Source organism: Streptomyces sp. TLI_105 (assembly GCF_900105415.1).
GTDB lineage: Bacteria > Actinomycetota > Actinomycetes > Streptomycetales > Streptomycetaceae > Streptomyces.
The window spans coordinates 1,744,261-1,769,538 of record NZ_FNSM01000001.1 but is presented as its reverse complement, the minus strand read 5'-3'; the positions used below and the strand labels follow the sequence as shown (position 1 = coordinate 1,769,538).

The window sequence follows — 25,278 nt, the reverse complement described above, 5'->3', positions numbered from 1 at the left end:
CCGAAGGCACCGGCCTTCGGGGGCTGCTCAGTCGCACCAGACCCTTGTCGCCCTTGGCGGGCGTGACGTGCCGGGCCAGAAGACCGGGAGCCTCGAGAACGCCTACGTCCTACCTCCTACGCCGGCGGGGTTTCGTCGCGCCGCACCGCGCACAGGGCCCAGATGATGAACCCCGACATCGCGATCATCAGGATCGACCAGGCCGGGTAGTAGGGCAGGGACAGGAAGTTGGCGATGATGACGAGCGCGGCGATGCCCACGCCGGCCACGCGTGCCCACATGGCAGTCCGGTACAGCCCGAAACTCACGAGGACCGCGAGGACGCCGAGGGCGAGATGTATCCAGCCCCATGAGGTCAGGTCGAACTTGAAGACGTAGTTGGGTGTGCTGAGGAAGACGTCGTCCTCGGCGATCGCCATGATGCCGCGGCAGATCCCGACGACGCCGGTGATCCCGAGCATGACGGCGGCGAAGACGGTCAGTCCGCCGGCCCAGGCCTGTCGTGTCGTTCCGGCCTGTCGTGCGGTGTGCTGGGTGGTCATCACGATCCCTCGTTTCTCGGTCGTTCGTCGGGCGCGGTCAACGTCCGGGGGTGGGGGGCACGGAGGGTCCGGGACTCGGGGCGGGCCGGTCGTCGGTCAGGACCAGCGCCTTCGCCCTGTCGTACTCCTCGTCGGTGATGTCGCCACGGGAGCGGAGTTCGGAGAGCCTGGTCAGTTCGTCGACGCTGCTGGGGCGTGTGCCACCGGACGCGGTCTCGCGGATGTAGGCGTCGAAGTCCTTCTGCTGCGCCCGGGCCTGGGCGATCTCGCGACGGCCCATGTCCTTGCCGCGGGCGATCACGTAGACGAGGACACCGAGGAAGGGCAGCAGGATGACGAAGACGAGCCAGCCCCCTTTGGCCCATCCGTTCATGTCCTTGTCGCGGAAGATGTCGGTGATGATCCTGAACAGCAGGACGAACCACAGGATCCAGAGGAAGAACCAGAACATGGTCCAGAAGACGTTGAGCAGCGGGTAGTCGTAGGCGAGGTACATGTCTTCTCCGTTTCCGCGGTCACCTGGCACGCCGTGGCGTACCTCGGACCTGAGCGTGGCGGGGTCGCGGGAGCCTCACCCATGGGTGGGGGAGTGCGAGGTCGGTGGAGCGGGTGACGCGCCCGTCAGGTGGCCGGGCCGGACGCGTCGCGGCCTGTGACGCCCGCCCGGCGCAGGGCGGAACGCCATGCCAGCGCGACCGCCGCCTCGGCCAGGCCCAGGAGGACGAGCCACAGGCCGAGGAGTCTGGTCAGGGTCCGGGCGGACTCCGCCGGCAGCGCCAGGACCACGATTCCGGCGACGATGCCGAGAGCCGCGACGGCCATGACGACGCCGCGGTGCGCCATGTTCTTGGTGGCGATGGCCGTATAGAGGGTGACGATGCCGGACACCAGCCAGACGGCGCCGACGATCAGCGAGAGCACGGCGATCGTCTGGAGCGGGTTCCGCAGGCACAGCACCCCGCCCAGGACGCACAGGACGGCGACGATCAGATCCGGCACGCGTTCGCCGCTGTCGCGTCCGAACACGGCCACGAAGCGGAAGACGCCGATCGCCAGCAGGTACACCCCGATGAGCACGCCCAGGACGTGCAGCGTCACGTCAGGCCAGACAAGCGCCAGAACACCCGGCACGAGCGACGCCAGCGCGGCACCGAGGAGCCAGACCCACGAACGGCCGAGACGCGCCAGCTGGTCGGCCGGGTCGGCCATGGGAGCGGGGGACCCCTCCCCGACCCTGTCCTCCGGTCCGGCACCGGGCGCGGAACCCTGTGACGTTGCCATGTGTCCTCCTCCCGCTCGCCCGAGGGGAGCGTTCCGGAACTCCTCAGAACTCCGGCAGCCGCCACATCTCCACCACGCCCGGGCCGAGCGACTGGAGGGGGCGGCGATTCGTACGGACGGCCTCGCCGATGACAGGGCCGATCAAGAGGGCCGGCCCGGTCACCACCCTGCGCTTCGATCAGGGAAGAAGCCTTGGCCGGCGTTCCCGATACGTGTTCCCCAGGGGCTCGTAGCACATGAGATGTCTCTCGCCGGGGCCGGAAACGGGAGCATGCGGGGCTCCAGGACCAGTGTGCACCCATCGCCTGCCCGCCGCCTCACCTCGTGAGGAACAGACAGGCAGGGCGGTGCTGCGAGCCGCGGCCGCGGGAGGGCCGCCGGAGCCTCACGGCATCCTGGGTTCCCGCGCTCGGCGTACCGCTGTGCCGTCGGTTCGCCGCCTGCTTCCCCCGGCGGGGGAGCTCCGGTGTGGTGCGTGTCCGTGACGGAGGGGAGGCAGGACCTCGCCGTCGTGTGGCGGCGCCGTGCGTACGAATACCACCCTGCCCGGGAACCCCCTGGAGCCGGCGAATCCGGTCCTCCGGCCCGGTCCCCCGGCGGTCGTCGAAGAGGCTTGGAGGAAGCTCGACGAGGCAGGAACCGACCATGTGCTCCCGGTCGAGATGCGAGGAGCAGAAGACAGCGGTGACCATGGAGGGTGACCGTTCGCTCCGTGCAGATGGTCGGCCACGCCTTGCTCGGTGACGCCGGGCCTTCCGGGAGACGGCAGAGGTCTCCAGGCGGGAGAGACCATGGACGACTACCCCCCGATCGCGGATCACGGGCTGGTGGACGACCTGCAGACGGCGGCGCTGGTCGCTTCCGACGGGACCGTGGACTGGTGGTGCGCGCCGCGGTTCGATTCGCCCGGCCTTTTCGCGTCGCTGCTCGACAGCGATCGAGGGGGTCACTGCCGTCTTGCTGCGGATTTCGTCGGTGAGCAGGGTGCGGTGCGCCAGCTGTACATGCCTGACACGCCCATTCTCATCACCCGATTCATGGCTCCGCAGGGCGTCGGGGAAGTCATCGACTTCATGGAGCCCATCGCCTCGCGTGTTCCTGCCGCCACACACCGGCTCATCCCCTCACCCGAGGGACTGCGAGGATCGGAGGGCACCTTCAGTCTGTGCAGCTTCCTGTACGTCGAGGCTCTCGCCCGGTCCGGCCGAGTCCACCGAGCGCGCTACGCCTTCGACAAGATGCTCACCTACGCCGACCACGTCGGCCTGTTCGCCGAAGAGATCGGCCCCTCCGGAGAACAGCTCGGCAACTTCCCGCAGGCGTTCACCCACCTCGCCCTCGTCGCCGCCGCCCTCGCCCTCGGCGAGGAACTCGACCGTGCCGACCGGACAAGTGCCTGAACGGCCGGCTACGAAGAGAGGGGAGGCCCCGTGACCGACGACGCTGCTGACAACCGGCGCCCGCGCACTCCTCGCATCGGGCCACGGACGCTTGCCCCCCTCGCGCCGGTGCAGTTCATCTGCGGTTTCGCCGGCTCCCGCATGAACGTGGATGGTCCACGACATCAGCCACGCCCTGGACACCACCGTCCAGGGCGTTCAGGTCGCGATCACCCTGAGCCGCGCCATCGACGACCCCCTGCCGCCCGACCCCCACCGTCACTTCGGGTACGGCCGTCGCCGGCACCATCCTCGCGGCCGACCTGACCGAGAGCGCCTATGCCGCGGCCCTGGCCACCCTCGCCCTGGCGGCCCTCGTCGGTCTCCTCACCGCCTCACGCCTCCCCTCGGCCTCTCCTCTCGCCACTTGATCCGAGAGCGCCTGCCCTCGGCGAACGAAAGGGAAGAGAATTATGAAGGATCTGAAATTCGAGCAAAAGCGCTCCGTCTCGCGCCTTGAAGCCGCAGAACAGCTCATGGCGCTCGCAACCGCCTTGAAAAACGGCGGGGAAATCGAATGGAATATCGGCCACGGCAAGCTGAGCTTGAATGTTCCGGACGAGCTCCAGAGTGAGATCGAAATAGAGGTGGGGGAAGGGGGAGTGGAACTGGAGATCGAACTGGAGTGGTCGACCGCAGGCCGTGACCCGGCACCCCGGGAGGAGCCGACGGCAAAGGAAGAGAAGCCGGCTCGACGTAAAAGCACCCTACGTGATTCCAAGCCGGCGCGTGCCGAATCCGGCACCCGCCGAAGTGGGACCGCGAAACGTTCCACCCGGCAGTCCTGACCCTGGTACGTGATCCGTTCACCCTGCTGCGGAGCGCCACGGAAAAACCGCTGCGTACGCATTTTTGCGTGCCGAGAGCCGGGCGCCGGTGCGCACACGCGCCTTTGGTGGTGAAATATGAGGTGATGCGCATCCGATCAGCGCGACGAGGCCGTCAGGCGGCAAAATCGGAAGATCATCTGACGAGGAGGAGCCATGGACATCGAAGATTTCCCCGAGGTGGGTCCCATCGATTACCTCGTCCTGGAGTTCCCCGGCAACCGCATGACCGGAGAAGGGCTGTCCCATCTGCTCGATCTGGTCGATCGGCGCATCATCCGCATCCTCGACCTCTCCTTCCTGCGCAAGGACGTGGACGGCTCGGTCGCCGCACTGCAGATCGCCGATCTCGACGGCGACGGAGAACTCGACCTCGCTGTCTTCGACGGCGCCTCCTCCGGACTGCTCGGCGAGGACGACCTGCAGGAAGCCGCAGCTGCCCTTGAACCGGGCAACTCGGCGGGTGTGCTCGTGTACGAAAACCTCTGGGCCGCGCCCATGGCGACGGCGCTACGGCGCAGCGGTGCCCGACTCGTCGCCGGCGGGAGGATTCCTCTCCAGGATCTCCTGGCGACCCTGGAGGCTCTCGAAACAAGCTCCGCAGCCTGAGGCGATCAACCACCTGACGACAAGGATTTCCGCCATGCCCGGCCTTCTGCGCGGCGTCGCCCGTACCGCGGTCATCTCCGGTACGGCCACCGCCGTGTCCAACCGTGTCTCGCGCCGTCAAGCCGGCCGCTGGGCTCAGCAGAACGAAGAACAGGCCGCCCAACAGGCCGCCGCCCAACAGCCCTCCAGCGCGGCGCCTCCCGCCGCGGCACCCATGGACGCCAAGATCTCCCAGTTGCACCAGCTCGGTCAGTTGAGGGACCAGGGCGTGCTTACCGAATCGGAGTTCGAGGCGCAGAAGCGCCGCATCCTCGAGTTCTGAACCGCAGTGCCTCAGGGGTCCGCGCCGGTGCCCCGAGAAGCGTTCGGCAGGGTCCCCTCCCGCACGGTGACCCCGTGCGGGACGAGGCCGACGGGAGCCGGTGGACGCGACTGTGCTTGCGGCGTCGATATGAGGCCGAGGGGAAACGATCCGAAGAAGGAAACACGGACATGAACAGTGCCACGGACAAGTTCAGAGGCAGGATCAAGGAGATCGCCGGAAAGATCACCGGCGACGAGAGGCTCGAGTCGGAGGGCAAGACCGACCAGGCGAAAGCAAAGGTCCGCGAAGCCATGAGGGAGGCCCGTGAGCGCGCTCGGGGCGTCAGGGACTCACTCAGGAGGGGCCACTCCTGACACGTGCTCCCGTAGGACTGCCGGTACGCCGGGTCCGGCCCCTGCAGGCCCTGGGGCGCACCCCTTGTTCTCGATCCGCCATCGACCTCCACGTACCGCCGGTTCGTGACGCGGCGGGCCGCGGTGAATCCGGAGGAGGCCGGATGCCCGACCACCCCCCTGCTCCCGCCCGCTTCGAGGCACGGCGTCGGCGATGGCGGACCGCATCGTTCCGACGGCCCACGCGCGCCATGCGCAGGGACCTGTCCCAGCTGCTGTGCGCTGCCGCCGGTCTGGGACTGGGGCTCCTGGCCCCCCTGATCACAGCGGGGCCCCAGGCGGACGCGGGCCGGGTGGTCAGCGTGCTGTTCACCCTGGGCTTCGGTGTCATCAGCCTGGTGAGCATCATCTACTCGGTGCTCTTCCTCGTGGTGCAGTTCTCCGCGAGCACGTTCACTCCCCGCCTCGGCCTGTTCCGTCAGGAACCGATCGTCTGGCGGACGTTCGCCCTCACCGTCGGCGTGTTCGTCTTCTGCGTCACCTCGGGCCTGGCCATCGGTTCCCGGAAAAGCGTCTCCGTCCTCATTCCGGGCGCGGCCATGCTCCTCACCCTGGTCGCGCTCGGGCTGATGCGTACGCTGCAGATGAAGGCGTTCGACTCGATCCAGCTCGGTCACTCGCTCACGGCGATCGCGGCCCGCGCGCACCACCTGTACGACACCCTGTACGTCCGCCCGTACGTTCCGGCCGGAACGGCCGTGGGCCCGCCGCCCCCGGTGGCCGACACGGGCGCGGCGGTCCGCTGGACGGGGCCACCGGTCGTGCTGCAGAGCATCGACGTGCCCGCCCTCCTGGACATCGCTCGGGAACACGAACTCGCGGTCGCCTTCCACGTCTCCCCGGGCACGACCCTGACGGAAGGCATGGTGATCGCCCGGGTGTCCCCGGGCGGCGCGTGGGAGGAAGCGCTCCGCGCGGTCCTGTCGACGGGGGTCGAGCGGACCTTCGACCAAGACCCCGAACTGCCCATCAGGCTCCTCGCCGACATCGCCCTCCGCGCCCTGTCGCCCGCGGTGAACGATCCGGCCACGGCAGTGGAGGCCCTGGACCGCCTCGAAGGCCTGCTGGTCTGCCTCGCCGACCGCGATCTGGACATCGGCCGGTTCGACGATCCCGCCGGACGGACGAGGGTGAGCGTTCCGGCTCCGGGCTGGGACCGGTACGTCCGGACCGCCCTCGACGACGTGATCCTCGCCGCCCACGGGTCTCCGATGGCACTGCGCGGAACGCGCGACCTCCTGCGCAGGCTGGTGGAGCGGACCCCCGAGGCCCGGCGCGCCCTCGTGCACGCCCGGCTCCAGTGGGTCGAGCGGACCGGCGGCACGGCGTACCCGCTCGTCTGGACGGAGACCTGAGCCGGACGGGGCCGTTCCTACGGGGGCGCCCACCGGTCGGCCACGAGCGTGATCGTGCCGGCACCGGGGACGCATGCGTGGCACCACCGGACGAGGAGGCCGAGAATGGAAGGGTCGGACGATCCCCTCCGAAGTCGTCTCGCGGAGCCACGGGGAAAGAGGCCGGGCTCCGCAGGACACGGCGGATCCCCGCTCCGGAACACGGCAGTGACACAGGCGGTGACCCATGTGCCGATGGCTCGCTTACTCGGGCACTCCCATATTGCTCGACACCCTTCTCTACAAACCGGCGCACTCCCTGATCGACCAGAGCCTGCATTCAAAACTCGGTGTGGAGACCACCAACGGCGACGGGTTCGGGGTCGGCTGGTACACGGAGAGCAACGAATCCCCGGCCCTCTTCAGGGACATCGGCCCCGCCTGGAACAACCGGAACCTGCGGGAACTGGCGGACCACGTCCACTCCCCCTTGTTCTTCGCCCACATCCGGGCATCGACCGGAACCGCGGTGCAACAGTCGAACTGCCACCCGTTCCGGTACGGCCGCTGGATGTTCATGCACAACGGCGCCATCGCCGGGTTCCCCCTCATGCGCCGTGACCTCACCATGCTCATCGACCCCGGGTTGTACGTCGACATCGAGGGGACGACGGACTCCGAGGTCATGTTCTACCTGGCTCTCACGTTCGGCCTCGACCAGGACCCGCCCGCCGCCGTCGCCCGGATGGCGGGAACGGTCGAGCGCGTAGGCCGCGAACACGACGTGGAGTTCCCGCTCCAGATGACACTCGCCATCACCGACGGCGAACGCCTCTGGGCCTTCCGCTACTCCAGCGCGCACACCTCCCGTTCCCTCTTCTACAGCAGCCGGGTGGAAGCCCTGCGCAGACTGCATCCCGATGTCGCGTTCCTGCAGGACATCTCTGAGGAAACCCGTCTCATCGTGTCCGAGCCCCTCGGCGACCTGCCGGGCGCGTGGAACGAAGTACCGGAAAGCACCTACGGGATCGTCCAGTCCGGCGCCGACGAACTGCACCCCTTCGCCCCGGCAGCGGCGTAACACGGCCCACGGCGTCTCCCCGCGAGAAAGAACCGGGGCTGGTGGTGCCGTAGAAGAGACTTGGGGACGCGGGCGGGCCCCTCATCGGCGTTCGCCGCTGCGGAGTCGATCGACTGCCCGGGCCGCCGCCCAGACCCGGTCCCACCTCTTGAAGACCACGTACAGGCTCGTGCACACCACCGCCATCAGCAGGATCGCGAACGGCCACCCACCCGGCCGGTCTTGACGACGCTTCTGCCGCGGTGGGTGTCGGTCGGGGCTGTGGCTCGTGCGGTCGACGGGCGGGGTGGCGGGTGCTCGTGCGGTCAGGGTCGGTCGGGCCGGGCGGGGGCGCGCAGTTCGATCGTGTAGCCGCCCCGTGGGGTGGTTCGGCGGTGAGCGTGCCGTGGAGCAGTTCGGCGCGTTCCTTCAGACCGATGAGGCCGTGGCGGGCGCTGGGCAGGGCGACGGACGGCCGGGTGGGGGCGGTGTTGGTGACGGCCAGCGCCAGGAACAGACCGAGCACGACGGTCCACCGGTGTGGGCGGACATACCCGTACAGGGCCGTGAGCGTCTCGCGGACGCGCAGGGCCTCGGCACCCGTCGCCTCCGGGGCGGATGCGGTGTTCACAGGATTCCTTTCCTGGTGGTCTGCTGCTCTGGCAGGGCGAACGCCCCGTAGCGGGCGCCTCACGACGGTCCGCCGCACCGGCCGGTGACCGGTGGGAGAGGGCGAGCGCCCGCTCCTCCGTACGGCGTGTCATGCCCCAGCCTGCAAGGCGGGACGTCTCTTCGACCATCCGACGATCGGCAGGCGCACCCCCGCCGAGTGGCGGGAAGAGAAGGCCCCCCGGGAGCGCGCGAGACCTGGTGAACGGTTCCCCTGTCGACCCGCGAGTCGTCTGCCTCGGAGGGAGTCCGCGCCGTCCACATCCAGGGGCGCCGCAGTGATTTCGTGAATGCCGAGGGGCCGGTTGTCCTGAGGCCGAGGGCGTGGGACGGAGCGAACGCCCGACGAGCCCGCTCCCACCCACTGTGATTGATCACGGCATCGGTACGCCGCGCCGAGGATGTCGAACTGGACGGCGTACGGGCTTGTCGACGTACGGGTGAGGTGATGCCGGAGGCTCCGGTTCTCCCCCGCGGGGGTTGCCTCGGAAGGAGGATCGTCGCTGGTCGGGACCATGATCCGTGCGTCAGGACAGGCTGTGCGACGTAGTGGCAGCGGGATGGAAGCAGGCGAACCGCGGTCTGCGCGGCGGTTCGCGGTGGGGTGCGACGGCTCGTCCACAGGGAGAACAAGCCCTCCTGGAGCCCGCCCGCGACCACTGATCGTTCGGGGTGGAAGGGGCCGAGCAGCATGAAGGTCCTGGAATGGGCGGCGATGTCGCCGACAAAGAGGTGTATGGCGCGGTTCGGGGTGACCATGCGCTCGTACCGGCGCTCACGCAGTTTCTCGCGGACGTCGGCCTCACCGTACTTGCGCAGGAACTTCCGGTAGGACGCGCCGGCCTCCCGGTCCCTGAGGGTCATTTGGTGGCCGGGGCAGTTGTCGTCCGAGGAAGGCGTGGCGGACCTCTTAGGGGCCCACTCCGGGCGGCGGATGTCCTGCTCGGCGGAGGTCCGACGAGTGCGGTCAGCGGTGTCGCAGAACATCCGCCGGACGCACAGCTCGATGGCGACCGAGCGGCCGCCGAGGGCAGCGTCGGCCAGGTGGTGCTGGTAGCGGCTGTGCACCCGGCGAGCCGACACACCACCGTCAGGGCAGGGCGCTGTCGTGCCGTCCCGAGTTCGGGCGACGGCCAGCACCTTCCCCTCCTCGACCCGCACCTGCTCCACCAACACCTGGGCAAGATGCGGGAGCAGCAACCGCAGCCTCTCCTCACGCGATCGCAGCGTCCTACTGCCTCGACCAGCGCGTCACCGGCGCAGCGCAGCACGAGCAGAGCACGTCAACCGATCAGCATGACGCGCCGTCACCGCATCACGAGAATCTTGGCTGAACCCATGGCCTGCCCGGCTTCCTCCTCGAAGACCAGCCAGGCTCCCCGAGCCGCCACGGCGCGTTTTCCCGGGGCCAGACCTCCTTCTTCCACAACTGGGCCGCCTGCTCGTCGTGCTCGATGGCCCGGCGGGTCGGCTGCTGCCAGGACCAACCGTGGCGCTTGGGCAGTGCCCAGGTCCCCTCGACCATGTAGCTGACGGGGAACAGCCGGCCGACGGCCGATCAACGTCTTCACCCGCCCTGCGCGTATCTCACGGCCGTAGAAGTAGCGGCACCGCCCTGCAGCTATCAGGCAAACGGCTCCGACATCACGCTTTCAGGTTCAGTAGGAGGAATCAAAACATCAAGTTCGGTTGAGATACGGCTTCTGGGCCCAGCACGCGCCGATGGCCCTCCAACAGCTCCGCCAACATGGTGGCCACATCAGCCGCATTTCCTGCATGGTCTCGCCGACAGGCGAGGTGATGCCGGGTCGTGAGAGCGTCGGGATGACCTGGGCCCCGCAGGAGCGGATTGTCCTCCCAGGTGCGGCCCCAAGCCACTGCGCGTCCTGGCCGCGGACCGCGTAGTCTGGCTGCTATGGGCGGTGGCATATTTCATCCGGCGTCAGTGAGGGAAGACCCCGATGAATCAGGTCATCCGGCATCCTGAGGGGAAGTTTCGCCCTCGGGGCGAGCCGCGCTTCGTTCGTGGAAAGCGCTTCCGTTCCTGGCTGAGATCCCATGTAAGTCGGGCGTGGCGAATGCGACGCATTCGCGGCGAGGCCCGGCAGCGGGTGTCCACTCCCCGGGAATGGTACGGGAGATGGACACCCGGAAACTATGTCAAGATGTTCGCCTGGATCGGAACGATCCTCCTCCTGGGCTGGCTGTTCCTGGCCGTTGACGTGATCATCGACGGAAAGCCCGGGTTCGTCGAGAACACCTGCCTGAAAACCGGCCAGTCCTGCAGCGTGGTCATCAGCTTCGTCACGCCCTTCCTCGTTTTCTCGCTAAGCACGGCTGTCTTTCTGGGTGTTCGACACTGGAAGGCGATCCGGCCGATCGGGCGAACCGCGCGGAGGAACCCGCAGCAGCTGGTGCCCACGGCCGGAACGATCGTGGACGAGGTCGTCGGCCGGCAGGAGTTGTGCTCGGTCATCGCACAAGCCCTGCGGGACCGGCGCCGCCGCCGGCCGTACGTGCTCGTGGGTGGTATCGGCAGCGGGAAGACGGCCGTGCTCGTGCAACTGACCCAGGTGCTGGCGGAGAACGGCGCCGTTCCCGTCCCGATTCACCTCCGGCGCATCGATCTCGACGGTGACGACCTGAATTTCGGCGAGCTGGCAAAAAAGCGCTTCTGTGACGAGGTGGACCCCGGGGTGATATCCAGGGCCCAGGCCGAGCGGGTGTGGCGGCAGCTCTGTATGGAGGACAAGGCCGTGGTCGTCGCGGACGGTCTCGAAGAGGCGTTCTGCGACGACGAGAATCAGGCGAACCGGGACAGTTTGATCCGCCGCGCGATCGGCCGGGCCCAGAAGCAGAAGCTTCCGCTGGTGATCGCCTCGCGTCCGCACACGGCGCTCGAACGCACCCAGGCGGCCGTCATCGATCTCGAACCCCTCAGCGAGGAGGCCGCGCTTGGCTACTTGATGCAGGGGGAGCCCGGTGCGGACAACCGGAGGCTGGATTGGATCGTCGAGACGGCTGCGGTCGCCGAGTCGCCGCTGTACCTCCAGATCGCCCGTCAGCTACGACAGCACCAGCTTCTGGAGCATTTCGAGAAAACCAGGGAGCGGGGCCAGGTCGACACTCGGGGAGGCGACCGGTCGGGCATTCGGTTGAATCTCCTGGAATCCTGGACGAAGGCACTGGTGGGTGGCCATCTCCAGGCTCAGTTCGACATCTCGAAAGATCAGCGGGAGAAAACAGTTTCGGTTATTTCGGCGCTGGCCTGTATTGGACTGCTCAACGACCGGCTGGAGGTCAAATTCGAAGAACTGATCAGCTGGAACGGCGACATCGGCGAGCGGAAGAAGACCTCCTGTCCGGCGATCCTTGACGAGCTGCGCCGGAGGGTCGGAGACCTGCCGAGGGACGAGGATGAATTCTGCTGGCGCACCACCTTGTCGCGCTATGCGGCGTGGGGTGAACAACTTGGGCTGGTGGAAGCCCAGAGCTTCAAGGTGAGATTCCCGCACAGCATTCTGCAGGCCTATCTGGGGTCCTCCTTCCTTGACGCCGTCCAGCAGGACGCCGCGGGAGACCTCGGAACGGCACTCGCCGAGCCCGGTCGTGAGCTTCTCATCGCCCTGGTCCTGCGCTCCCGCCGTAAGCCGGAGACCCCGCAGCGCGCTAACGTCGAACTGCTGGTCAAGGCGGCCCGGGAGCGCCGGGACGAAAAGGCCTTCGACCTGTTCGCCGCAGCGTTGGAGATCGACACCGGCGAGGCCGATGACTCGGCCCACGTGCGGATTACCAAAACGATCCTGCGGCGGTGGCCGGCGATCGTCGATGGCGATCCGAGAACGCTCAACGCGGCAAAGCTGCGACTGGTGCACTCCTTCGGCGAGATGGCTCGCCGGCTCGACCACTTGAGCAAGGAAGACCCCAGGAAGTGGGCCAAGCCGGCCTACAGCGACATGATGAGGATCAGTTGGATCGAGGACAGCTATCCCGTCAGGCTGGCTATCGCCCAGGAGATCGGCGCGGGCGGTGACAACGCATTCGACGCACTGCGCAGGCTCTTCCCGTGGCCGAAGGGTAAGGAGATCTCTGACGCCAAAATATACGACCCCTGGGAACAGTACAAAACAGCAATGGAGGCCCAGAGGTACAAGGAGAGCACGGCACGTGAGGAGAAAATCGGCCCGCCCGACCAATCGGATGGGGTCGCGCGGGAGGCGCATACTGCAGTGGAGATCTGGCGCGAGTTCGTCACCAGGGCCTGGCTCGTTCCCATGATCGTGGGCTCGGTGGGCAACGAGCGGTGCAGCCAGGCCCGGGAGCGCATGGACCTCTGGCTGCAACACCTGATGCCGAACCCCGCGACGGGGCGCGCGGACCTGCCCATCTCACTGGAGATCGCCCTGGCCCAGGGCTTCAAGAGCGCGGCGAACCGCCGAAGACGGCATCCCGCAACCTCTCACGAGGCCCGTGAGTACCTGATAGAACGAGCGGAGCACTTGCTGACGCACGCACGCTACTGGTATTCCCAGGTCACCCTCATCCACGCCCTGTGCCTGTGGGAGCTGCCGGACGGCACCGACGACGGGCTGGAGGGCGTCGAGGACGGCCGCGGGGCCGGCCCCGACCCGCTGCAGGCCGTGGAACGCTGGCTCGGCATGGCGGGCAGTGAGCAGGCTCCTGGCGATCGGCCCGCGGACGAGGTGGCGGTGCGGGGAGGAAAGCGACTGCACCCCTTCGTCGCCGAGGCCGGGGACCTTGCGGTGCTCGCCCTGGAGACCCGGCGTCCCGAGCGGTTCATCTGGATCGACGAGAAGGGGACCATGGTCAACATCGGCTCACGGTCCGCCGATCCCACCGTCCATCGCAAGCACAACCTCTGGATTCCGCCATCGGTGGGGTGGAGCACCTTGAATCCGCGCGCCCAGCAGCTCCTCGCCGACATTCTGCTGCTGCTGAACCTCACAGAACGCGACGGCGTGATGGTCGACAGCCGGCTGGAGCGCACCAACCGCACCACTCTGCCGCCTTGCCTGACCAAGGACCGCACGGCGCTCCATCCCGAGCGTACGGTGGGCATGCCGGGCACGGCCGAACCCGGGACGAGCTGCCTGCGCAGCTGCCAGTTCGAGCTGTGCCCGTACCCCGCGAAGGGGACGCAGCCGGGCGCCGAGCTGCGCGAACCTTTCTGCTGGCAGCAGCAGGCCCTGCTGAAGAGGCGCACCATCCGGCGTACGAGGGCAGGCTGGCAGGGTATGACCGACCGTGAGCTCGGCCGGTTCTGGACGGCGATGGCGGAACGGACCCGGACACCCTCGGTAACGCAGGTTGCCGGTACGCCGGTCCGCCGGTCGGCCGGACGGTGGCGTCGGTCCGACGGCCGGGGGTGACAGCCGACCGGCCGGCTGCGCGAGGGCTCAGGCCGACAGTCCGCTGCGCGGTGCAGCGCTGTTGACGAGTGGCGGAGAGGGCGGGGCGGTGCAGTCGGTCGATGCCGCTGACTCATTCGCTGGAGCCGGTCGCGCTGTCGGCGCTTGCGAGCAAAGCCTGGGAAGTCCGGTGCGGAGCGGCACGGAGAGGCCGGCCCACTGCCCCGCACCAGTCGATGCCCGGGGCGTCGGACTCTTCGAGCAGGCGGGTCGCGAGGTCGTCGGCCTGCTCCAAGGCCCGGCCGCGCAGCGCGGCGATGTCGGCATCGTCGAGGCCGTAGGCTTCTTTCGGTACGGCGCGAGGCCCTCGGCGTCCGCGCCCGAGAGGTCCCCCGGCGTGGGTGCGGGGTGCTGCGGGCTGGAGGCAGGTGGACGAGGTCACCCGCATCACTTCTCCCCAGGGCCTCCCCAGGGCCCGAAACGGGTAGTTCGTGCAGCGGGTGCAGAAGCAAGCCACAGGCGCGGCGTGAGGGGGATCGGTCGCTCCCTAGAGCCAGTCCCGACGCTTGAAAATTACGTACAAACTAGTGCAGACGATCCCCATCAAGCCGATCGCGAACGGGTATCCGCCCGTCCAGTGCAGTTCCGGCATGGAGTCGAAGTTCATGCCGTAGATGGTTCCCACGAGGGTGGGTGCGAAGAGGATCGCGGCCCAGGCGGAGATCTTCTTGATCTCCTCGTTCTGTTCGAAGCCCGCTTCCGCCAAGGCGCGCATCTCGGCGTTCTGTTGTTGGGTGACCAGGGTCGCGTTGACCGTGAGGATGTCCGCCAGGGCCTGGCGGAAGCCGTCGACGCGTTCGCTGGTGTGGGTGACGTGGTCGGCGACGTCGCGGAGGTAGCGCTGGAGCTCCTCGTCCGTGCCGTACTTGGCGAAGCCGGCCATCAGGGCGTGGAGCATGCCCACGAGGGGGCGGGTGGCGCGCTGGAACTCGACCATCTCGCGGGAGAGTTCGTAGATGCGGCGGGAGACCGCCGGGTCGCCGCCGAAGACCTCCGTCTCGATCTCGTCGATGTCGTTCTGGACGCCCGCCACCACCGGCGCGTAGCCGTCGACCACCGCGTCGAGGATCGCGTACAGGACGGCTTCGGGGCCCAGGGCCAGCAGGTCCGGGTTCTCCTCCATGCGGTGGCGGACGGCCGAGAGGTCCGGGGCGGCGCCGTGCCGGACCGTGATGAGGAAGTCCGGGCCCACGAAGACGTGGAGCTCGCCGAACTCGACCTCCTCCGGGGCGTCGAGGTAGCGGGCGGCGCGCAGGACGACGAAGAGCGTGTCGCCGTACCGCTCCAGCTTGGGGCGCTGGTGGGCTTCCCTCGCGTCCTCGACGGCCAGTTCGTGCAGGTCGAACTCGGCCGCCAGGGAGTGGAGTTCCTCATCGGTCGGGCGCTGGAGTCCGATCCAGGCCATGCCGTCGGGGTGCTCGCGCAGCTGACGGAAGGTGTCCGCGAGGGTGGTGGGGGAGGAGACCCGGTGCCCGTCGCGATAGAGCGTCGACTGCGCCACGCTCGACCGCACCCCGTCCGACCGGACCCCGCCGGGCCCCGTCGCGCTCGGGGCCGCCGAGGGCGGCTGCGCGGACGAGGCCTCGGGCGGCGGTTCCGCGCGGCGGCGCCAGGCGGCGCGGGGGCGGCGGTCGGACATCGTCGCCCACCTCCTCCTCGGTCGGTGGCCTTGGCGAGTCCCCGGCTCCGGGGTGCGGATGCGGGCGGAGAGCGGAGTGCGGACGAGAGCAGGATATATGGGGTGAAACCTTTCCGTCCGGATCTCGCCGGTCCGCATCGAGGACATAGAGGACAGTAGCTGTCCGCAACTGTCGATAGCGTGCCGACCATGGCCCTCAAGACGACCCACCCCGTGCTCGGCCCCCGCGCCCTGAACCGCGCCACCCTCGACCGGCAGCTGCTCCTGCGCCCCGCCCCGCTCGGCGTCGAGGAGGCCGTCGGCCGCCTCGTCGGTCTCCAGGCCCAGAACACCAAGCCCCCGTACTACGCGCTCGCCGCCCGCCTCGACGGCTTCCGACCCGAGGACCTGTCCGCCCTGATGGAGTCCCGGAAGGTCGCCCGGATCGTCTCGCTGCGGTCCACCGTCCACACCCACACCGCCCGCGACGCCGTCGGCCTGCGCCGGCTCGTCCAGGCCGGGGCCATCGACCGGGAGCTGAAGATGTTCCGCAAGGGGCTCGACGGCGTCGACCTCGACCGGCTCGTCTCCCTGGCGACCGCCTACGTCGAGGAGCGGCCCCGCACCCCCAAGGAGCTGCGGGAGCGACTGCTCCGGGAGTGGCCGGGGGCCGATCCACAGGCGCTGACCATCGCCGCCCGCTGCCTGCTCCTGATGGTGCAGGTCACCCCGCGCGGTCTGTGGGGGCGCAGCGGGCAGGTCGCGCTCACCACCGTCCGTACGTGGTTCGACGGGCCCGAGGACGAGGCCGCCGACCTCGACGAGACCGTACGGCGCTACCTCGGCGCCTTCGGTCCCGCCTCCGTCAAGGACATGCAGACCTGGTGCGGTCTCACCCGTCTCCGCCCGGCCTTCGAGCGGCTGCGGGCCGAGCTGCTCGTCTTCCGGGACGAGCGGGGCACCGAGCTCTTCGACCTCCCCGACGCGCCCCGCCCCGACGAGGACACCCCCGCGCCGCCCCGCTTCCTGCCCGAGTTCGACAACCTGCTCCTCTCGCACGCCGACCGAGGCCGCGTCGTCCCCGCCGAGCACCACGGCCGCACCTGGACCGGCAACCAGGCGCACCGCGCGTTCCTCGTGGACGGCTTCCTCGCCGGGATCTGGCACCTCGACGAGGCGAAGGACCGCACGACGCTCACCATCGAACCCTTCGCGCACGTGACGCGCGCGACGCGCACCGCGCTCACCGCCGAGGCCGAGCGGACCCTCCGGCTCATGACAGCTCCCGGCACCCCGTACGACATCGTGTACGCGGAGGGCTGACGGTCGGTCGGGAACGCCATGGCGTACGGCCGGGGCTGTGCTGATGGATTTCCCCGGACACGGCAGGGTGTTCACACTTGCGTTCTGCGAACGTCTGTGCGTACGGGGGGATTTCCGGCCATGGCTGTGACGGTGCCGGACTGGGCGGACACGCTTCTGGATCTGGTGGGGGTGAACTGGCCCAACGTCGACGAGGACGCGTACCGCGACATGGCGGACGCGCTGCGGAGTTCGCGGACGATCTCGCCGACGACGGTCAGCTCGCCAACAACCACATGGAGCGTCTGCTGTCGTCGGGTCACGGCGAGGCGATGGACGCGCTCAACGAGCACTGGACCAAGGTGGAGGGCAAGCACCTGAAGGACATGGTGTCCGCGGCCCGTACGATCGCGGACGCACTGGACCTCGCCGCGGGCGCGATCGAGGCGATGAAGTGGAAGGCCGTCGCGGAGCTGGGAGTTCTGGCCGGCCAGACGGGGCCGGCGCTCGCTCTCATCCCGGTCACCGGTGGTCTGTCCGCGCTGCTCGGCGCCGGAGCGATCGCCTTCACGAAGAAGCAGCTGCTGAAGCTCGTCACGGCCGCGATGGAAGAGGCGGTCGGCCACGTCGTCTCGGTGATGACCGAGCCGGTCGTGGCCGCGCTGGAGAACATGGCGGCCGACCTAGTCGTCCAGGTGAGCATGGACGCCTTGGGCGTCCAGAACGGCGTGAACCTCGGACGGACGAAGCAGGCCGGCAAGGACGGCTTCGACGAGGGGGTGCAGGGCGCCAAGGAGGGCCTGAACCTCGCCTCCGCCGGAGGCGGTGGCGGTGGCGGTGGTGGCGGCAAGGGCAAGGGCTTCCACATCGAGCGCGACGAGCACGAGCAGGCCGGCACGAAGCTGAACGGCGTGAGTGCCGGCATCCACGGCAGGACCGCCGGGAAGCTGAGCAAGGCCAAGGGGCACCAGCGCCGCAACAAGGGCCGGGACGACATCGCCGACGCCCTCGACCCGGTCATCGAGAAGGCGATGGGCGCCCTGGTGAAGTCCGCCAGGACCATGGGCGACCACATCGGCGAGACGCTCCCCAAAGCGGTCAAGCAGATCTCCAAGGACCACAAGAACAACGACGACGCGATCCGCGACCGCCTCGCCCGCGAGCGCAAGGACGACCACGAGACCGGGAACGGCTCCGGCGGCGGTGCGGGAGGCAGGAACCCGGGCGGTGGAGACGGCGGAACGCCCCCGGGCGGTGGAAGCGGCCACAACAACGGGGGCAGCGGGAACAACCCCGGGGGAAAGCCGATCAGCCCCCAGCCGCCCAGCAATCCGTACCCGGAAGGCAAGCACCGGCTGAAGACGGCGTGCGCCGGAACCCTGCTGCACGACGGCACCCTGACCGCGCATTCGAGCAGCTACCACCGGCGACTCCACGGTGTCCACCCATCCGGCGCTCAAACAGATCCTGGACCCGGTGGAGGCGGACATGGAGGCGGCCGACCAGAATCCGGGCAACGGCCACGGGAAATGCGCGGAAGTCTCGCTCATATCCGACCGATTGCACCACATGGATCCGAACGGGACCGGCATCGTCACACCGGAGGACGTACGGAAGGCCATGGAAGGGTCCCGCGTCTATTCGGTTCAGATCGGCAACGTGCGCCCCGGAGACGATCAGTTGCTGCACGGGGAGTACAAACCGCCCTGCCGATCCTGTGAGAGAATGCTGCTCCTCGCCGGCGTCATTGCGCACCACTGAGAGAGCCTGCAAATGCCGAGAATGACAACGGAGGAAGTCGAGGCCGTCCTGACCGAGGCGGGCTGGACGCGGGGGCGTGACATCGGTGCGCAGCTGCCCGAGCTCCTGAACTTCGTGACCGACCGTTTCGCCGAGGGAGGCCATCCGGTCGAACCGTTCCAGGCCGCCCAGGAATTCGTCCGGGAATTCGGCGGACTGCGCCTGGTGATTCCGGGAACGCCGCCGGACGCCGTCGGATTCACGCCGCACTGGATCTACGAGGAGAGCGGCGAGGACGTCGCCGAACTCGCCCGGAACGTGGGGAAGAAGCTTTTCCCCGTGGGATGCGAGACGTTCGACGGAGCGATGGTCCTCATAGACGAGACCGGACGCTTCTTCCTCATGCACCACACCGGCCCCTATTTCCTGGGAGCGAACACGTACGAGGCCATCAGCTGTCTGCTGCGCGGCCCCCAGCAGGAAGCGCGGGACTACTTTGTCTGACACCGTTCCGGAAACGGCCTCCTCCCTTCTCGTCCAGGGCACGATCACCAGCCAGAGCAACCTGACCGGCGACGGCGAGCCCCGGCTCCATCCCGCCGTCCAGGAGTTCTTCGACGGGCTCGCACCGAGCCTGCGCGAGCCGTTCCTCGGGTACTGCGCCGAGTCCGCCCTCGTCTCGGACCGGCTGTACGCGGTCGACGCCCAGCGCGCGGACGGTGGGACCACGAGCCTTGCCGAGGCGCCGTCGCACTTCGCGGGCGCGGCCCTCGTCTCCCGCAAGGTGCGCCCCCACGGAGACCCCGAGCACGGCACGCCCGCCGCCCTCTGCCGGTCCTGCGCGGCCCTGGCCGACGCGCTCGGCATCACCGTCCTCCAGGATTCCTGACGCGGGGCCCACGATGACGACCGAGCCTGCCACGACCGGTCTTGCGGCGACCGAGCCTGCGACGACCGGCTCTGCGAGGACCGACCCCGTACGCGGAGGCGAGGACGGCACGCCCCTGACCCTGGCCGGCTGGCACCCCGGGCGGGACGCCGGTGACGCCGCCATGATCGCCGTCCTCAAGACGACGGGCCCGGGACCCTGGTCCTTGTTTCCCGCCGCCGAGCGCGCCGTCCGGGAGTTCCACGGCCTCCGTCCGGCGCCGGCGGCCCACGGCGGCCGCGAGGTGGCGGCGACCGGCTGCGTCGTCGACCCGCAGGAGGCCCGGTACTCCGGCCCGCCCCTGCACCGGCTCGCCGAGACGCTCGGCACCCGGCTCTTCCCCCTCGGCCGCACCGACGCGGACGCGCCGATGGCCGTGGACGAGGAGGGCCGACTGTTCTCCCTCGGCGCCGGAGGTGCCTGGCTCCACGGGGAGACCGTGCGGGACGGGCTCCTCGCGCTGACCGAGGGGCTACGGCCGTACGCCTCCGGGGACGGGAACGGCGGTGGCCGCTGCGGGCGGCAGCGGCCGACCCGGCCGCCGGCGTCCGGGCGGCGCTCGTCGCCGTCTACGTCCTGCACACCCACGGCGTGTTCGACGCCCGCGCCCTCCGCCTGCGGGCCACCACGCTCCGCGGGATCGGCGTGACCGTCCTGGACCGGGAATTCCCCCTGCGCCCCGGGTCCCTGGAGGACAACGCGCCGGCTCTGGTCGAGGCGATGGAGGCGGAACTGTCCGCCCTGGCGCAGCCGGCCGCCACCTGCGAGCTGCTCCTGTCCGTACCGGCGCCGCCCCGCACACCGGCGCCGCCGGCGGCCCTCGACCGCGGCGTCGCGCTCGGTGGCCAGGACGGCTTCACCCTGACCCTGGCAGCGGGCCCGGGCCCCTCGGTCGGCCGGCCGTCGACCCTTGTGGACGCCTCCGTCGCCGCCTTCGACGCCGGGGCCGCCGCCTCCTGAGAGGGACGGACCCGCGCGCTTCGGCCCCTCAGGGGTGTCATGTCGATCAGGCCAGGCGTCGCGAGCCCGGCCTGATCGACACGACACCCCCTACGGCAGCGCCCCCGCCCTCCGGGCCGCCACCACCGCCTCCAGGCGCGTGTGGGCGCCCAGCTTGCGCATCGCCGAGCGGAGGTAGCCCTTCACCGTCTCCGGGCGCAGACCGAGGCGCTCCGCCGCCGTCGCGTTCGTCGCGCCGGAGGCGACCGCCGCGAGGACGTCCGTCTCGCGGGGCGTGAGCGCCACCCCCGGCACCGGCGAGGGGGGCGCGGCGGCCGTCTCCAGGCGCCCGCACACCGCGAGCAGGCGCGCCCTCAGCTTCGGGTCCAGGACCTTCGGCGCGAGCTCGCGCAGCTCCCCGTACGCCTGGCGGACCTCCTCCCAGGACGGCCCGGGCGCCGGGGGCGCGAGCAGCTGCCGCACCTCGTCCCGTACCGCGAGGGCCTGCTCGACGTCACGGGCCGCCGCCATCGCCGCGTCGAAGACGCGCTCGCCGATCGGCAGGGACTCGCGCAGGGCCCCGTACAGCACGCCGCGCACCTTGCGCCGCACCACGACGGGGACGGCGATCACCGCGCGCAGGCCCTCCGCCGAGACCGGGACGTCGTACTCGTGCGTGATGTGCCGCGACGACGGGTAGTCCGTGACCGCGCACGGCCGCGACAGCGCCAGGCACTTCCCGCCGAGCCCGGAGCCGGCCGAGATCGCCAGGCCGCGCAGCGCGGGCGTGACGGCCCCGCTCAGCTCGGCGATCCGCATCGTGCGGCCCTCCTGGAGCAGTCCGCCGAAGACGACGGGCAGCCCGCTGGCGCGCCTCAGCCGCAGCAGCGCCGTGCGCAACTCCACCGCTTCCACCTTCTCGGACACGGAACCACTCCTTCACCCCCGAACGGGGGTAGTGAGACCTGGGTCACCGATTACACGATGTCCGGGACAGTCCCGCAATGAGGAGGACACATGACGGCCACGAGCGCGACCGGTGCGACGGAGAGGTTCCGGGCCGCCCGGGACTTCCTGCTGCAGCATCGCGAGGACTACGAGACGGCCTACGAGGGCTTCGCCTGGCCCCGGCCCGACCGTTTCAACTGGGCGCTCGAATGGTTCGACGTCATCGCGCGGGACAACGACCGGACCGCGCTGCACATCGTCGAGGAGGACGGCTCCGAGACGCGGGTGAGCTTCGCCGAGATGTCCGCCCGCTCGAACAGGGTCGCGAACTGGCTCCGGGCCCAGGGCGTGCGCGCCGGCGACCGGATCATCCTGATGCTCGGCAACCAGGTCGAGCTGTGGGAGACCGTGCTCGCCGCGATGAAGCTGCGCGCCGTCCTCATCCCCGCCACCCCGCTCCTCGGCCCCGCCGACCTGCGCGACCGCGTCGACCGGGGCCGCGCCCGGCACGTCATCGTGCGCGCCGAGGACACCGCCAAGTTCGACGACGTCCCCGGGGACTACACCCGGATCTCCGTCGGCGGCGACGGGGCGGACTGGCTGGGGTACGAGCTCGCCTCCCAGGAGTCGGACGTCTTCGAGCCCGACGGCGTCACCCTCGCCGACGACACCCTGATGCTGTACTTCACCTCCGGCACCACCGCCCGCCCCAAGCTGGTCGAGCACACCCACACCTCGTACCCCGTCGGGCACCTCTCGACGATGTACTGGATCGGCCTCAAGCCCGGAGACGTGCACCTCAACATCTCCTCGCCGGGCTGGGCCAAGCACGCCTGGTCCAACCTCTTCGCCCCGTGGAACGCGGAGGCGACCGTCTTCATCCACAACTACACCCGCTTCGACCCGGCCCGGCTCATGGACGAGATGGAGCGGAACGGCGTCACCAGCTTCTGCGCCCCGCCGACCGTGTGGCGGATGCTGATCCAGGCCGACCTCGGCCAGCTGAAGACCCCGCCGCGCGAGGTCGTGGCCGCCGGCGAGCCGCTCAACCCCGAGGTCATCGAGTCGGTGCGGCGCGCCTGGGGCGTCACCATCCGGGACGGCTTCGGCCAGACCGAGACTGCCGTCCAGGTGTCCAACAGCCCCGGCCAGCGGCTCAAGGAGGGCTCCATGGGGCGCCCCAGCCCCGGCTTCCGGGTCACCCTCGTCGACCCGGTGAGCGGCCGGGCGGACGTCGAGGAGGGCGAGATCTGTCTCGACCTCGCCGCCAAGCCGGTGGGCCTGATGACCGGCTACCACGGCGACCCGGAGCGCACGGCGGAGGCGATGGAGGGCGGCTACTACCGCACCGGCGACATCGGCTCCCGGGACGCGGACGGCTACATCACGTACATCGGGCGCGCCGACGACGTCTTCAAGGCCTCCGACTACAAGATCAGCCCCTTCGAGCTGGAGAGCGCCCTCCTGGAGCACGAGGCCGTCGCCGAGGCGGCCGTCGTCCCCGCGCCCGATCCGCTGCGGCTCGCCGTCCCCAAGGCGTACATCGTCCTCGCGGCGGGCTGGGAGCCGGGCGAGGAGACCGCGAAGGCCCTCTTCGCCCACTCGCGCGCGGTCCTCGCCCCGTACAAGCGGGTCCGGCGCATCGAGTTCGCCGACCTGCCCAAGACCGTCTCCGGCAAGATCCGCCGCGTCGAACTGCGCCGGTTGACGGCGGAGGGCGGCGGCAAGGAGTACGTGGAAGGGGACCTCGGATGAATCTCTCGTACGCGCACGGGGTGTCGGAGACGCCGCTCCTCGGCGACACCATCGGCGCCAACCTCGACCGGGCCGTCGCCGCCTGGCCCGACCGCGAGGCCCTCGTCGACGTGCCGACGGGGCGCCGCTGGACGTACGCCGAATTCGGCGCGGACGTCGACCGGTTGGCGTCCGCGCTCCTCGGCAGCGGGGTCGCCAAGGGCGACCGGGTCGGCATCTGGGCCGTGAACTGCGCCGAGTGGGTCCTCGTCCAGTACGCGACCGCCCGCATCGGCGCGATCATGGTCAACATCAACCCGGCCTACCGTGCCCACGAGGTGGCGTACGTGCTCAAGCAGGCCGGCATCTCCCTGCTCTTCGCCTCCCTCGCCCACAAGACGAGCGACTACCGCTCCATGGTCGAGCAAGTGCGCGGTGAATGCCCGGAGTTGCGCGAGGCGGTCTACTTCGGCGACCCGAGCTGGGACGCGCTGCTCGCCCGGACGGCCGGGGAGCTGCGTCCGGAACCGCTCTCCTGCGACGAGCCCGTCAACATCCAGTACACCTCGGGCACCACGGGCTTCCCGAAGGGCGCCACGCTCTCCCACCACAACATCCTCAACAACGGTTACTTCGTGGGCGAGATGATCGCCTACAGCGAGCAGGACCGCATCTGCGTCCCGGTGCCCTTCTACCACTGCTTCGGCATGGTCATGGGGAACCTCGCGGCCACCTCGCACGGCGCCTGCATGGTCATCCCGGCCGCCTCCTTCGACCCCGCCGCCACCCTCCGGGCGGTCCAGGAGGAGCGCTGCACCTCGCTGTACGGGGTGCCGACGATGTTCATCGCCGAGCTCAACCTGCCCGACTTCGCCGACTACGACCTCTCCACGCTCCGCACCGGGATCATGGCGGGCTCGCCGTGCCCGGTCGAGGTGATGAAGCGGGTCGTCGCCGAGATGAACATGGCGGAGGTGTCGATCTGTTACGGCATGACCGAGACCTCGCCCGTCTCCACCCAGACCCGCCGCGACGACGACCTGGAGCGCCGCACCGGCACCGTCGGCCGGGTCATGCCGCACGTCGAGGTGAAGGTCGTCGACCCGGCGACCGGGCTGACCGTCGAGCGCGGCACGGCGGGGGAGCTGTGCACCCGCGGCTACAGCGTGATGCTCGGCTACTGGGACGAGCCGGAGAAGACCGCAGAGGCGATCGACACCGGCCGCTGGATGCACACCGGGGACCTCGCGGTCATGCGGGACGACGGCTACGTGCAGATCGTCGGCCGCATCAAGGACATGATCATCCGGGGCGGGGAGAACGTGTACCCGCGCGAGATCGAGGAGTTCCTCTACGGACACCCCAAGATCGCGGACGTCCAGGTCGTCGGCGTCCCCGACGAGCGGTACGGCGAGGAGATCCTGGCCTGCGTGATCCCGCGCGACCCCGCCGCCCCGCCCACCCTGGACGAGATCACCGCCTTCTGCCGCGACCGGCTCGCCCACTACAAGATCCCGCGCAGGATGGAGATCCTCACCGAGTTCCCGATGACGGTGAGCGGCAAGGTACGGAAGGTGGAGCTCAGGCAGAAGTACGGAGAGGGGTCCTAGGGATTGTCGGACACCCCCTGGACCACTTCCCGGCGCATGCAGACGCGGGGCCAGAGCGACAGACCGTGGGCCGCCTCGGCGCGGCTGATGGCCCGCAGGCCCTCCGTCAGCGCCGGGTCGGAGTCGGCGAGCGGGCGGAAGCCGAGCCGCGTGTAGTACGGGGCGTTCCACGGGACCTCGGCGAAGGTCGTCAGCGTCAGGGCCGCCAGGCCCTGTTCCCTGGCGGCCGCCGCCAGATGCTCGATCAGCGCCCGGCCGACGCCCCGGCGGGCGGCGTCCGGGTGCACCGACACCTGCTCGATGTGGGCGGCGCCGTCGACCGTGTCCGTCAGCAGGTACGCGACCGGGCGGTCGGCGGCGTCCACCGCCACCCACGCCCGGCCCGCACGGCGGTAGGTCTCCAGGACGTCCAGGGGCAGCGGGTCGTCGTCGGCGATCGCCGCCATGCCGAGGGTGCGGAACGGCTCGCCCGCCGCCCGTTCGATGTCCTGGAGCAGCGGGAGTTCGGCCGGAGCGGCCGCTCTGATGCGCATACGCCAGTATGGCGCGGCC

At 69.7% G+C, this 25,278-nt stretch carries 22 protein-coding genes and 4 pseudogenes; 18 read left to right on the top strand and 8 right to left on the bottom strand.

Annotation, left to right across the window (positions count from 1 at the left end; genetic code table 11):
- Positions 1 to 116: 116 nt before the first annotated feature.
- The 3 genes from BLW86_RS08175 to BLW86_RS08165 form a co-directional block, all read right to left on the bottom strand.
- Positions 117 to 542: a DUF7144 family membrane protein gene (locus BLW86_RS08175; RefSeq protein WP_093873396.1), complete on the bottom strand. Its 426-nt coding sequence runs from the start codon at positions 540 to 542 to the stop codon at positions 117 to 119.
- A 37-nt stretch (positions 543 to 579) separates the two neighbouring features.
- Positions 580 to 1,038: an SHOCT domain-containing protein gene (locus BLW86_RS08170; protein WP_093873395.1), complete on the bottom strand. Its 459-nt coding sequence runs from the start codon at positions 1,036 to 1,038 to the stop codon at positions 580 to 582.
- A gap of 125 nt (positions 1,039 to 1,163) precedes the next feature.
- Complete coding sequence (locus BLW86_RS08165) at positions 1,164 to 1,823, bottom strand: HdeD family acid-resistance protein (RefSeq protein ID WP_093873394.1); 660 nt, start codon at positions 1,821 to 1,823, stop codon at positions 1,164 to 1,166.
- Between the two features lie 791 nt (positions 1,824 to 2,614).
- Here BLW86_RS08165 and BLW86_RS42570 point away from each other — a divergent pair.
- From BLW86_RS42570 to BLW86_RS08125, 8 genes and pseudogenes are all read left to right on the top strand, one after another.
- Positions 2,615 to 2,893: pseudogene (locus tag BLW86_RS42570) on the top strand (trehalase-like domain-containing protein); the annotation flags it as partial.
- 54 nt (positions 2,894 to 2,947) lie between these two features.
- Positions 2,948 to 3,223: pseudogene (locus BLW86_RS44015) on the top strand (glycoside hydrolase family 15 protein); the annotation flags it as partial.
- 452 nt (positions 3,224 to 3,675) lie between these two features.
- Complete coding sequence (locus tag BLW86_RS08150) at positions 3,676 to 4,050, top strand: amphi-Trp domain-containing protein (RefSeq protein WP_093873392.1); 375 nt, start codon at positions 3,676 to 3,678, stop codon at positions 4,048 to 4,050.
- A gap of 195 nt (positions 4,051 to 4,245) precedes the next feature.
- Complete coding sequence (locus BLW86_RS08145) at positions 4,246 to 4,698, top strand: DUF6325 family protein (protein WP_177181602.1); 453 nt, start codon at positions 4,246 to 4,248, stop codon at positions 4,696 to 4,698.
- A 34-nt stretch (positions 4,699 to 4,732) separates the two neighbouring features.
- Positions 4,733 to 5,020, top strand: coding sequence for an SHOCT domain-containing protein (locus BLW86_RS08140; RefSeq protein ID WP_093873391.1), 288 nt, complete (start codon positions 4,733 to 4,735; stop codon positions 5,018 to 5,020).
- Between the two features lie 170 nt (positions 5,021 to 5,190).
- Positions 5,191 to 5,376, top strand: coding sequence for a CsbD family protein (locus tag BLW86_RS08135; protein ID WP_093873390.1), 186 nt, complete (start codon positions 5,191 to 5,193; stop codon positions 5,374 to 5,376).
- Between the two features lie 230 nt (positions 5,377 to 5,606).
- Positions 5,607 to 6,770, top strand: coding sequence for a DUF2254 family protein (locus tag BLW86_RS08130; protein WP_218138012.1), 1,164 nt, complete (start codon positions 5,607 to 5,609; stop codon positions 6,768 to 6,770).
- Between the two features lie 226 nt (positions 6,771 to 6,996).
- On the top strand, positions 6,997 to 7,830 hold the full coding sequence (locus BLW86_RS08125) for a class II glutamine amidotransferase (protein WP_093873388.1): 834 nt from the start codon (positions 6,997 to 6,999) through the stop codon (positions 7,828 to 7,830).
- A gap of 305 nt (positions 7,831 to 8,135) precedes the next feature.
- On the opposite strand, the pseudogene BLW86_RS43060 reads toward BLW86_RS08125, so the two are convergent.
- Both BLW86_RS43060 and BLW86_RS08115 read right to left on the bottom strand, forming a co-directional pair.
- A pseudogene (locus tag BLW86_RS43060) lies at positions 8,136 to 8,314 on the bottom strand (two-component sensor histidine kinase); the annotation flags it as partial.
- A 1,479-nt stretch (positions 8,315 to 9,793) separates the two neighbouring features.
- Positions 9,794 to 10,003: a winged helix-turn-helix domain-containing protein gene (locus tag BLW86_RS08115; RefSeq protein ID WP_256341252.1), complete on the bottom strand. Its 210-nt coding sequence runs from the start codon at positions 10,001 to 10,003 to the stop codon at positions 9,794 to 9,796.
- A gap of 640 nt (positions 10,004 to 10,643) precedes the next feature.
- Between BLW86_RS08115 and BLW86_RS08110 the strand changes: the two genes are divergently transcribed.
- Positions 10,644 to 13,868, top strand: a complete 3,225-nt coding sequence (locus tag BLW86_RS08110; protein WP_177181601.1) for an NACHT domain-containing protein — start codon at positions 10,644 to 10,646, stop codon at positions 13,866 to 13,868.
- Between the two features lie 526 nt (positions 13,869 to 14,394).
- On the opposite strand, the gene BLW86_RS08100 is transcribed toward BLW86_RS08110, so the two are convergent.
- The gene (locus tag BLW86_RS08100; protein WP_093873386.1) at positions 14,395 to 15,546 is read right to left on the bottom strand and encodes a magnesium and cobalt transport protein CorA; all 1,152 of its coding nucleotides are present in this window, start codon (positions 15,544 to 15,546) and stop codon (positions 14,395 to 14,397) included.
- Between the two features lie 189 nt (positions 15,547 to 15,735).
- On the opposite strand from BLW86_RS08100, the gene BLW86_RS08095 reads away from it, so the two are divergent.
- The 7 genes and pseudogenes from BLW86_RS08095 (at position 15,736) to BLW86_RS08065 (ending at position 20,455) form a co-directional block, all read left to right on the top strand.
- A complete protein-coding gene (locus tag BLW86_RS08095) occupies positions 15,736 to 16,848 on the top strand; it encodes a winged helix DNA-binding domain-containing protein (protein ID WP_093878564.1) in 1,113 nt (370 codons plus the stop codon).
- A 120-nt stretch (positions 16,849 to 16,968) separates the two neighbouring features.
- A pseudogene (locus tag BLW86_RS43775) lies at positions 16,969 to 18,062 on the top strand (type IV secretion protein Rhs); the annotation flags it as partial.
- Positions 18,063 to 18,264: 202 nt separating this feature from the next.
- Positions 18,265 to 18,588 (top strand): YwqJ-related putative deaminase, encoded by a 324-nt coding sequence (locus BLW86_RS44010; protein ID WP_371129666.1) that lies wholly within the window; start codon positions 18,265 to 18,267, stop codon positions 18,586 to 18,588.
- 21 nt (positions 18,589 to 18,609) lie between these two features.
- Positions 18,610 to 19,071 (top strand): SUKH-3 domain-containing protein, encoded by a 462-nt coding sequence (locus BLW86_RS08080; RefSeq protein WP_093873385.1) that lies wholly within the window; start codon positions 18,610 to 18,612, stop codon positions 19,069 to 19,071.
- On the top strand, positions 19,064 to 19,456 hold the full coding sequence (locus BLW86_RS08075; protein ID WP_093873384.1) for a YwqJ-related putative deaminase: 393 nt from the start codon (positions 19,064 to 19,066) through the stop codon (positions 19,454 to 19,456). The genes BLW86_RS08080 and BLW86_RS08075 overlap by 8 nt, the downstream gene beginning before the upstream one ends.
- 13 nt (positions 19,457 to 19,469) lie before the next feature.
- Complete coding sequence (locus BLW86_RS08070) at positions 19,470 to 20,144, top strand: SUKH-3 domain-containing protein (protein ID WP_093873383.1); 675 nt, start codon at positions 19,470 to 19,472, stop codon at positions 20,142 to 20,144.
- On the top strand, positions 20,087 to 20,455 hold the full coding sequence (locus BLW86_RS08065) for a hypothetical protein (RefSeq protein WP_093873382.1): 369 nt from the start codon (positions 20,087 to 20,089) through the stop codon (positions 20,453 to 20,455). Before BLW86_RS08070 ends, BLW86_RS08065 begins: the two co-directional genes overlap by 58 nt.
- A gap of 90 nt (positions 20,456 to 20,545) precedes the next feature.
- Here BLW86_RS08065 and BLW86_RS08060 read toward each other — a convergent pair whose 3' ends face one another.
- Positions 20,546 to 21,361, bottom strand: coding sequence for a helix-turn-helix transcriptional regulator (locus BLW86_RS08060; protein ID WP_093873381.1), 816 nt, complete (start codon positions 21,359 to 21,361; stop codon positions 20,546 to 20,548).
- Between the two features lie 90 nt (positions 21,362 to 21,451).
- Between BLW86_RS08060 and BLW86_RS08055 the strand changes: the two genes are divergently transcribed.
- Both BLW86_RS08055 and BLW86_RS08050 read left to right on the top strand, forming a co-directional pair.
- Complete coding sequence (locus BLW86_RS08055; protein ID WP_093873380.1) at positions 21,452 to 23,137, top strand: AMP-binding protein; 1,686 nt, start codon at positions 21,452 to 21,454, stop codon at positions 23,135 to 23,137.
- Positions 23,134 to 24,726: an AMP-binding protein gene (locus tag BLW86_RS08050; protein WP_093873379.1), complete on the top strand. Its 1,593-nt coding sequence runs from the start codon at positions 23,134 to 23,136 to the stop codon at positions 24,724 to 24,726. The genes BLW86_RS08055 and BLW86_RS08050 overlap by 4 nt, the downstream gene beginning before the upstream one ends.
- Here BLW86_RS08050 and BLW86_RS08045 read toward each other — a convergent pair.
- Positions 24,723 to 25,259, bottom strand: coding sequence for a GNAT family N-acetyltransferase (locus tag BLW86_RS08045; protein WP_093873378.1), 537 nt, complete (start codon positions 25,257 to 25,259; stop codon positions 24,723 to 24,725). The genes BLW86_RS08050 and BLW86_RS08045 overlap by 4 nt on opposite strands.
- Between the last annotated feature and the right edge of the window lie 19 nt (positions 25,260 to 25,278).

Coding starts and splice junctions, on each gene's coding strand:
- BLW86_RS08175 (WP_093873396.1), bottom strand. CDS start 542: ATGACCACCCAGCACACCGCACGACAGGCCGGAACGACACGACAGGCC.
- BLW86_RS08170 (WP_093873395.1), bottom strand. CDS start 1,038: ATGTACCTCGCCTACGACTACCCGCTGCTCAACGTCTTCTGGACCATG.
- BLW86_RS08165 (WP_093873394.1), bottom strand. CDS start 1,823: ATGGCAACGTCACAGGGTTCCGCGCCCGGTGCCGGACCGGAGGACAGG.
- BLW86_RS08150 (WP_093873392.1), top strand. CDS start 3,676: ATGAAGGATCTGAAATTCGAGCAAAAGCGCTCCGTCTCGCGCCTTGAA.
- BLW86_RS08145 (WP_177181602.1), top strand. CDS start 4,246: ATGGACATCGAAGATTTCCCCGAGGTGGGTCCCATCGATTACCTCGTC.
- BLW86_RS08140 (WP_093873391.1), top strand. CDS start 4,733: ATGCCCGGCCTTCTGCGCGGCGTCGCCCGTACCGCGGTCATCTCCGGT.
- BLW86_RS08135 (WP_093873390.1), top strand. CDS start 5,191: ATGAACAGTGCCACGGACAAGTTCAGAGGCAGGATCAAGGAGATCGCC.
- BLW86_RS08130 (WP_218138012.1), top strand. CDS start 5,607: ATGCGCAGGGACCTGTCCCAGCTGCTGTGCGCTGCCGCCGGTCTGGGA.
- BLW86_RS08125 (WP_093873388.1), top strand. CDS start 6,997: ATGTGCCGATGGCTCGCTTACTCGGGCACTCCCATATTGCTCGACACC.
- BLW86_RS08115 (WP_256341252.1), bottom strand. CDS start 10,003: ATGGTCGAGGGGACCTGGGCACTGCCCAAGCGCCACGGTTGGTCCTGG.
- BLW86_RS08110 (WP_177181601.1), top strand. CDS start 10,644: ATGTTCGCCTGGATCGGAACGATCCTCCTCCTGGGCTGGCTGTTCCTG.
- BLW86_RS08100 (WP_093873386.1), bottom strand. CDS start 15,546: ATGTCCGACCGCCGCCCCCGCGCCGCCTGGCGCCGCCGCGCGGAACCG.
- BLW86_RS08095 (WP_093878564.1), top strand. CDS start 15,736: ATGGCCCTCAAGACGACCCACCCCGTGCTCGGCCCCCGCGCCCTGAAC.
- BLW86_RS08080 (WP_093873385.1), top strand. CDS start 18,610: ATGACAACGGAGGAAGTCGAGGCCGTCCTGACCGAGGCGGGCTGGACG.
- BLW86_RS08070 (WP_093873383.1), top strand. CDS start 19,470: ATGACGACCGAGCCTGCCACGACCGGTCTTGCGGCGACCGAGCCTGCG.
- BLW86_RS08055 (WP_093873380.1), top strand. CDS start 21,452: ATGACGGCCACGAGCGCGACCGGTGCGACGGAGAGGTTCCGGGCCGCC.
- BLW86_RS08050 (WP_093873379.1), top strand. CDS start 23,134: ATGAATCTCTCGTACGCGCACGGGGTGTCGGAGACGCCGCTCCTCGGC.
- BLW86_RS08045 (WP_093873378.1), bottom strand. CDS start 25,259: ATGCGCATCAGAGCGGCCGCTCCGGCCGAACTCCCGCTGCTCCAGGAC.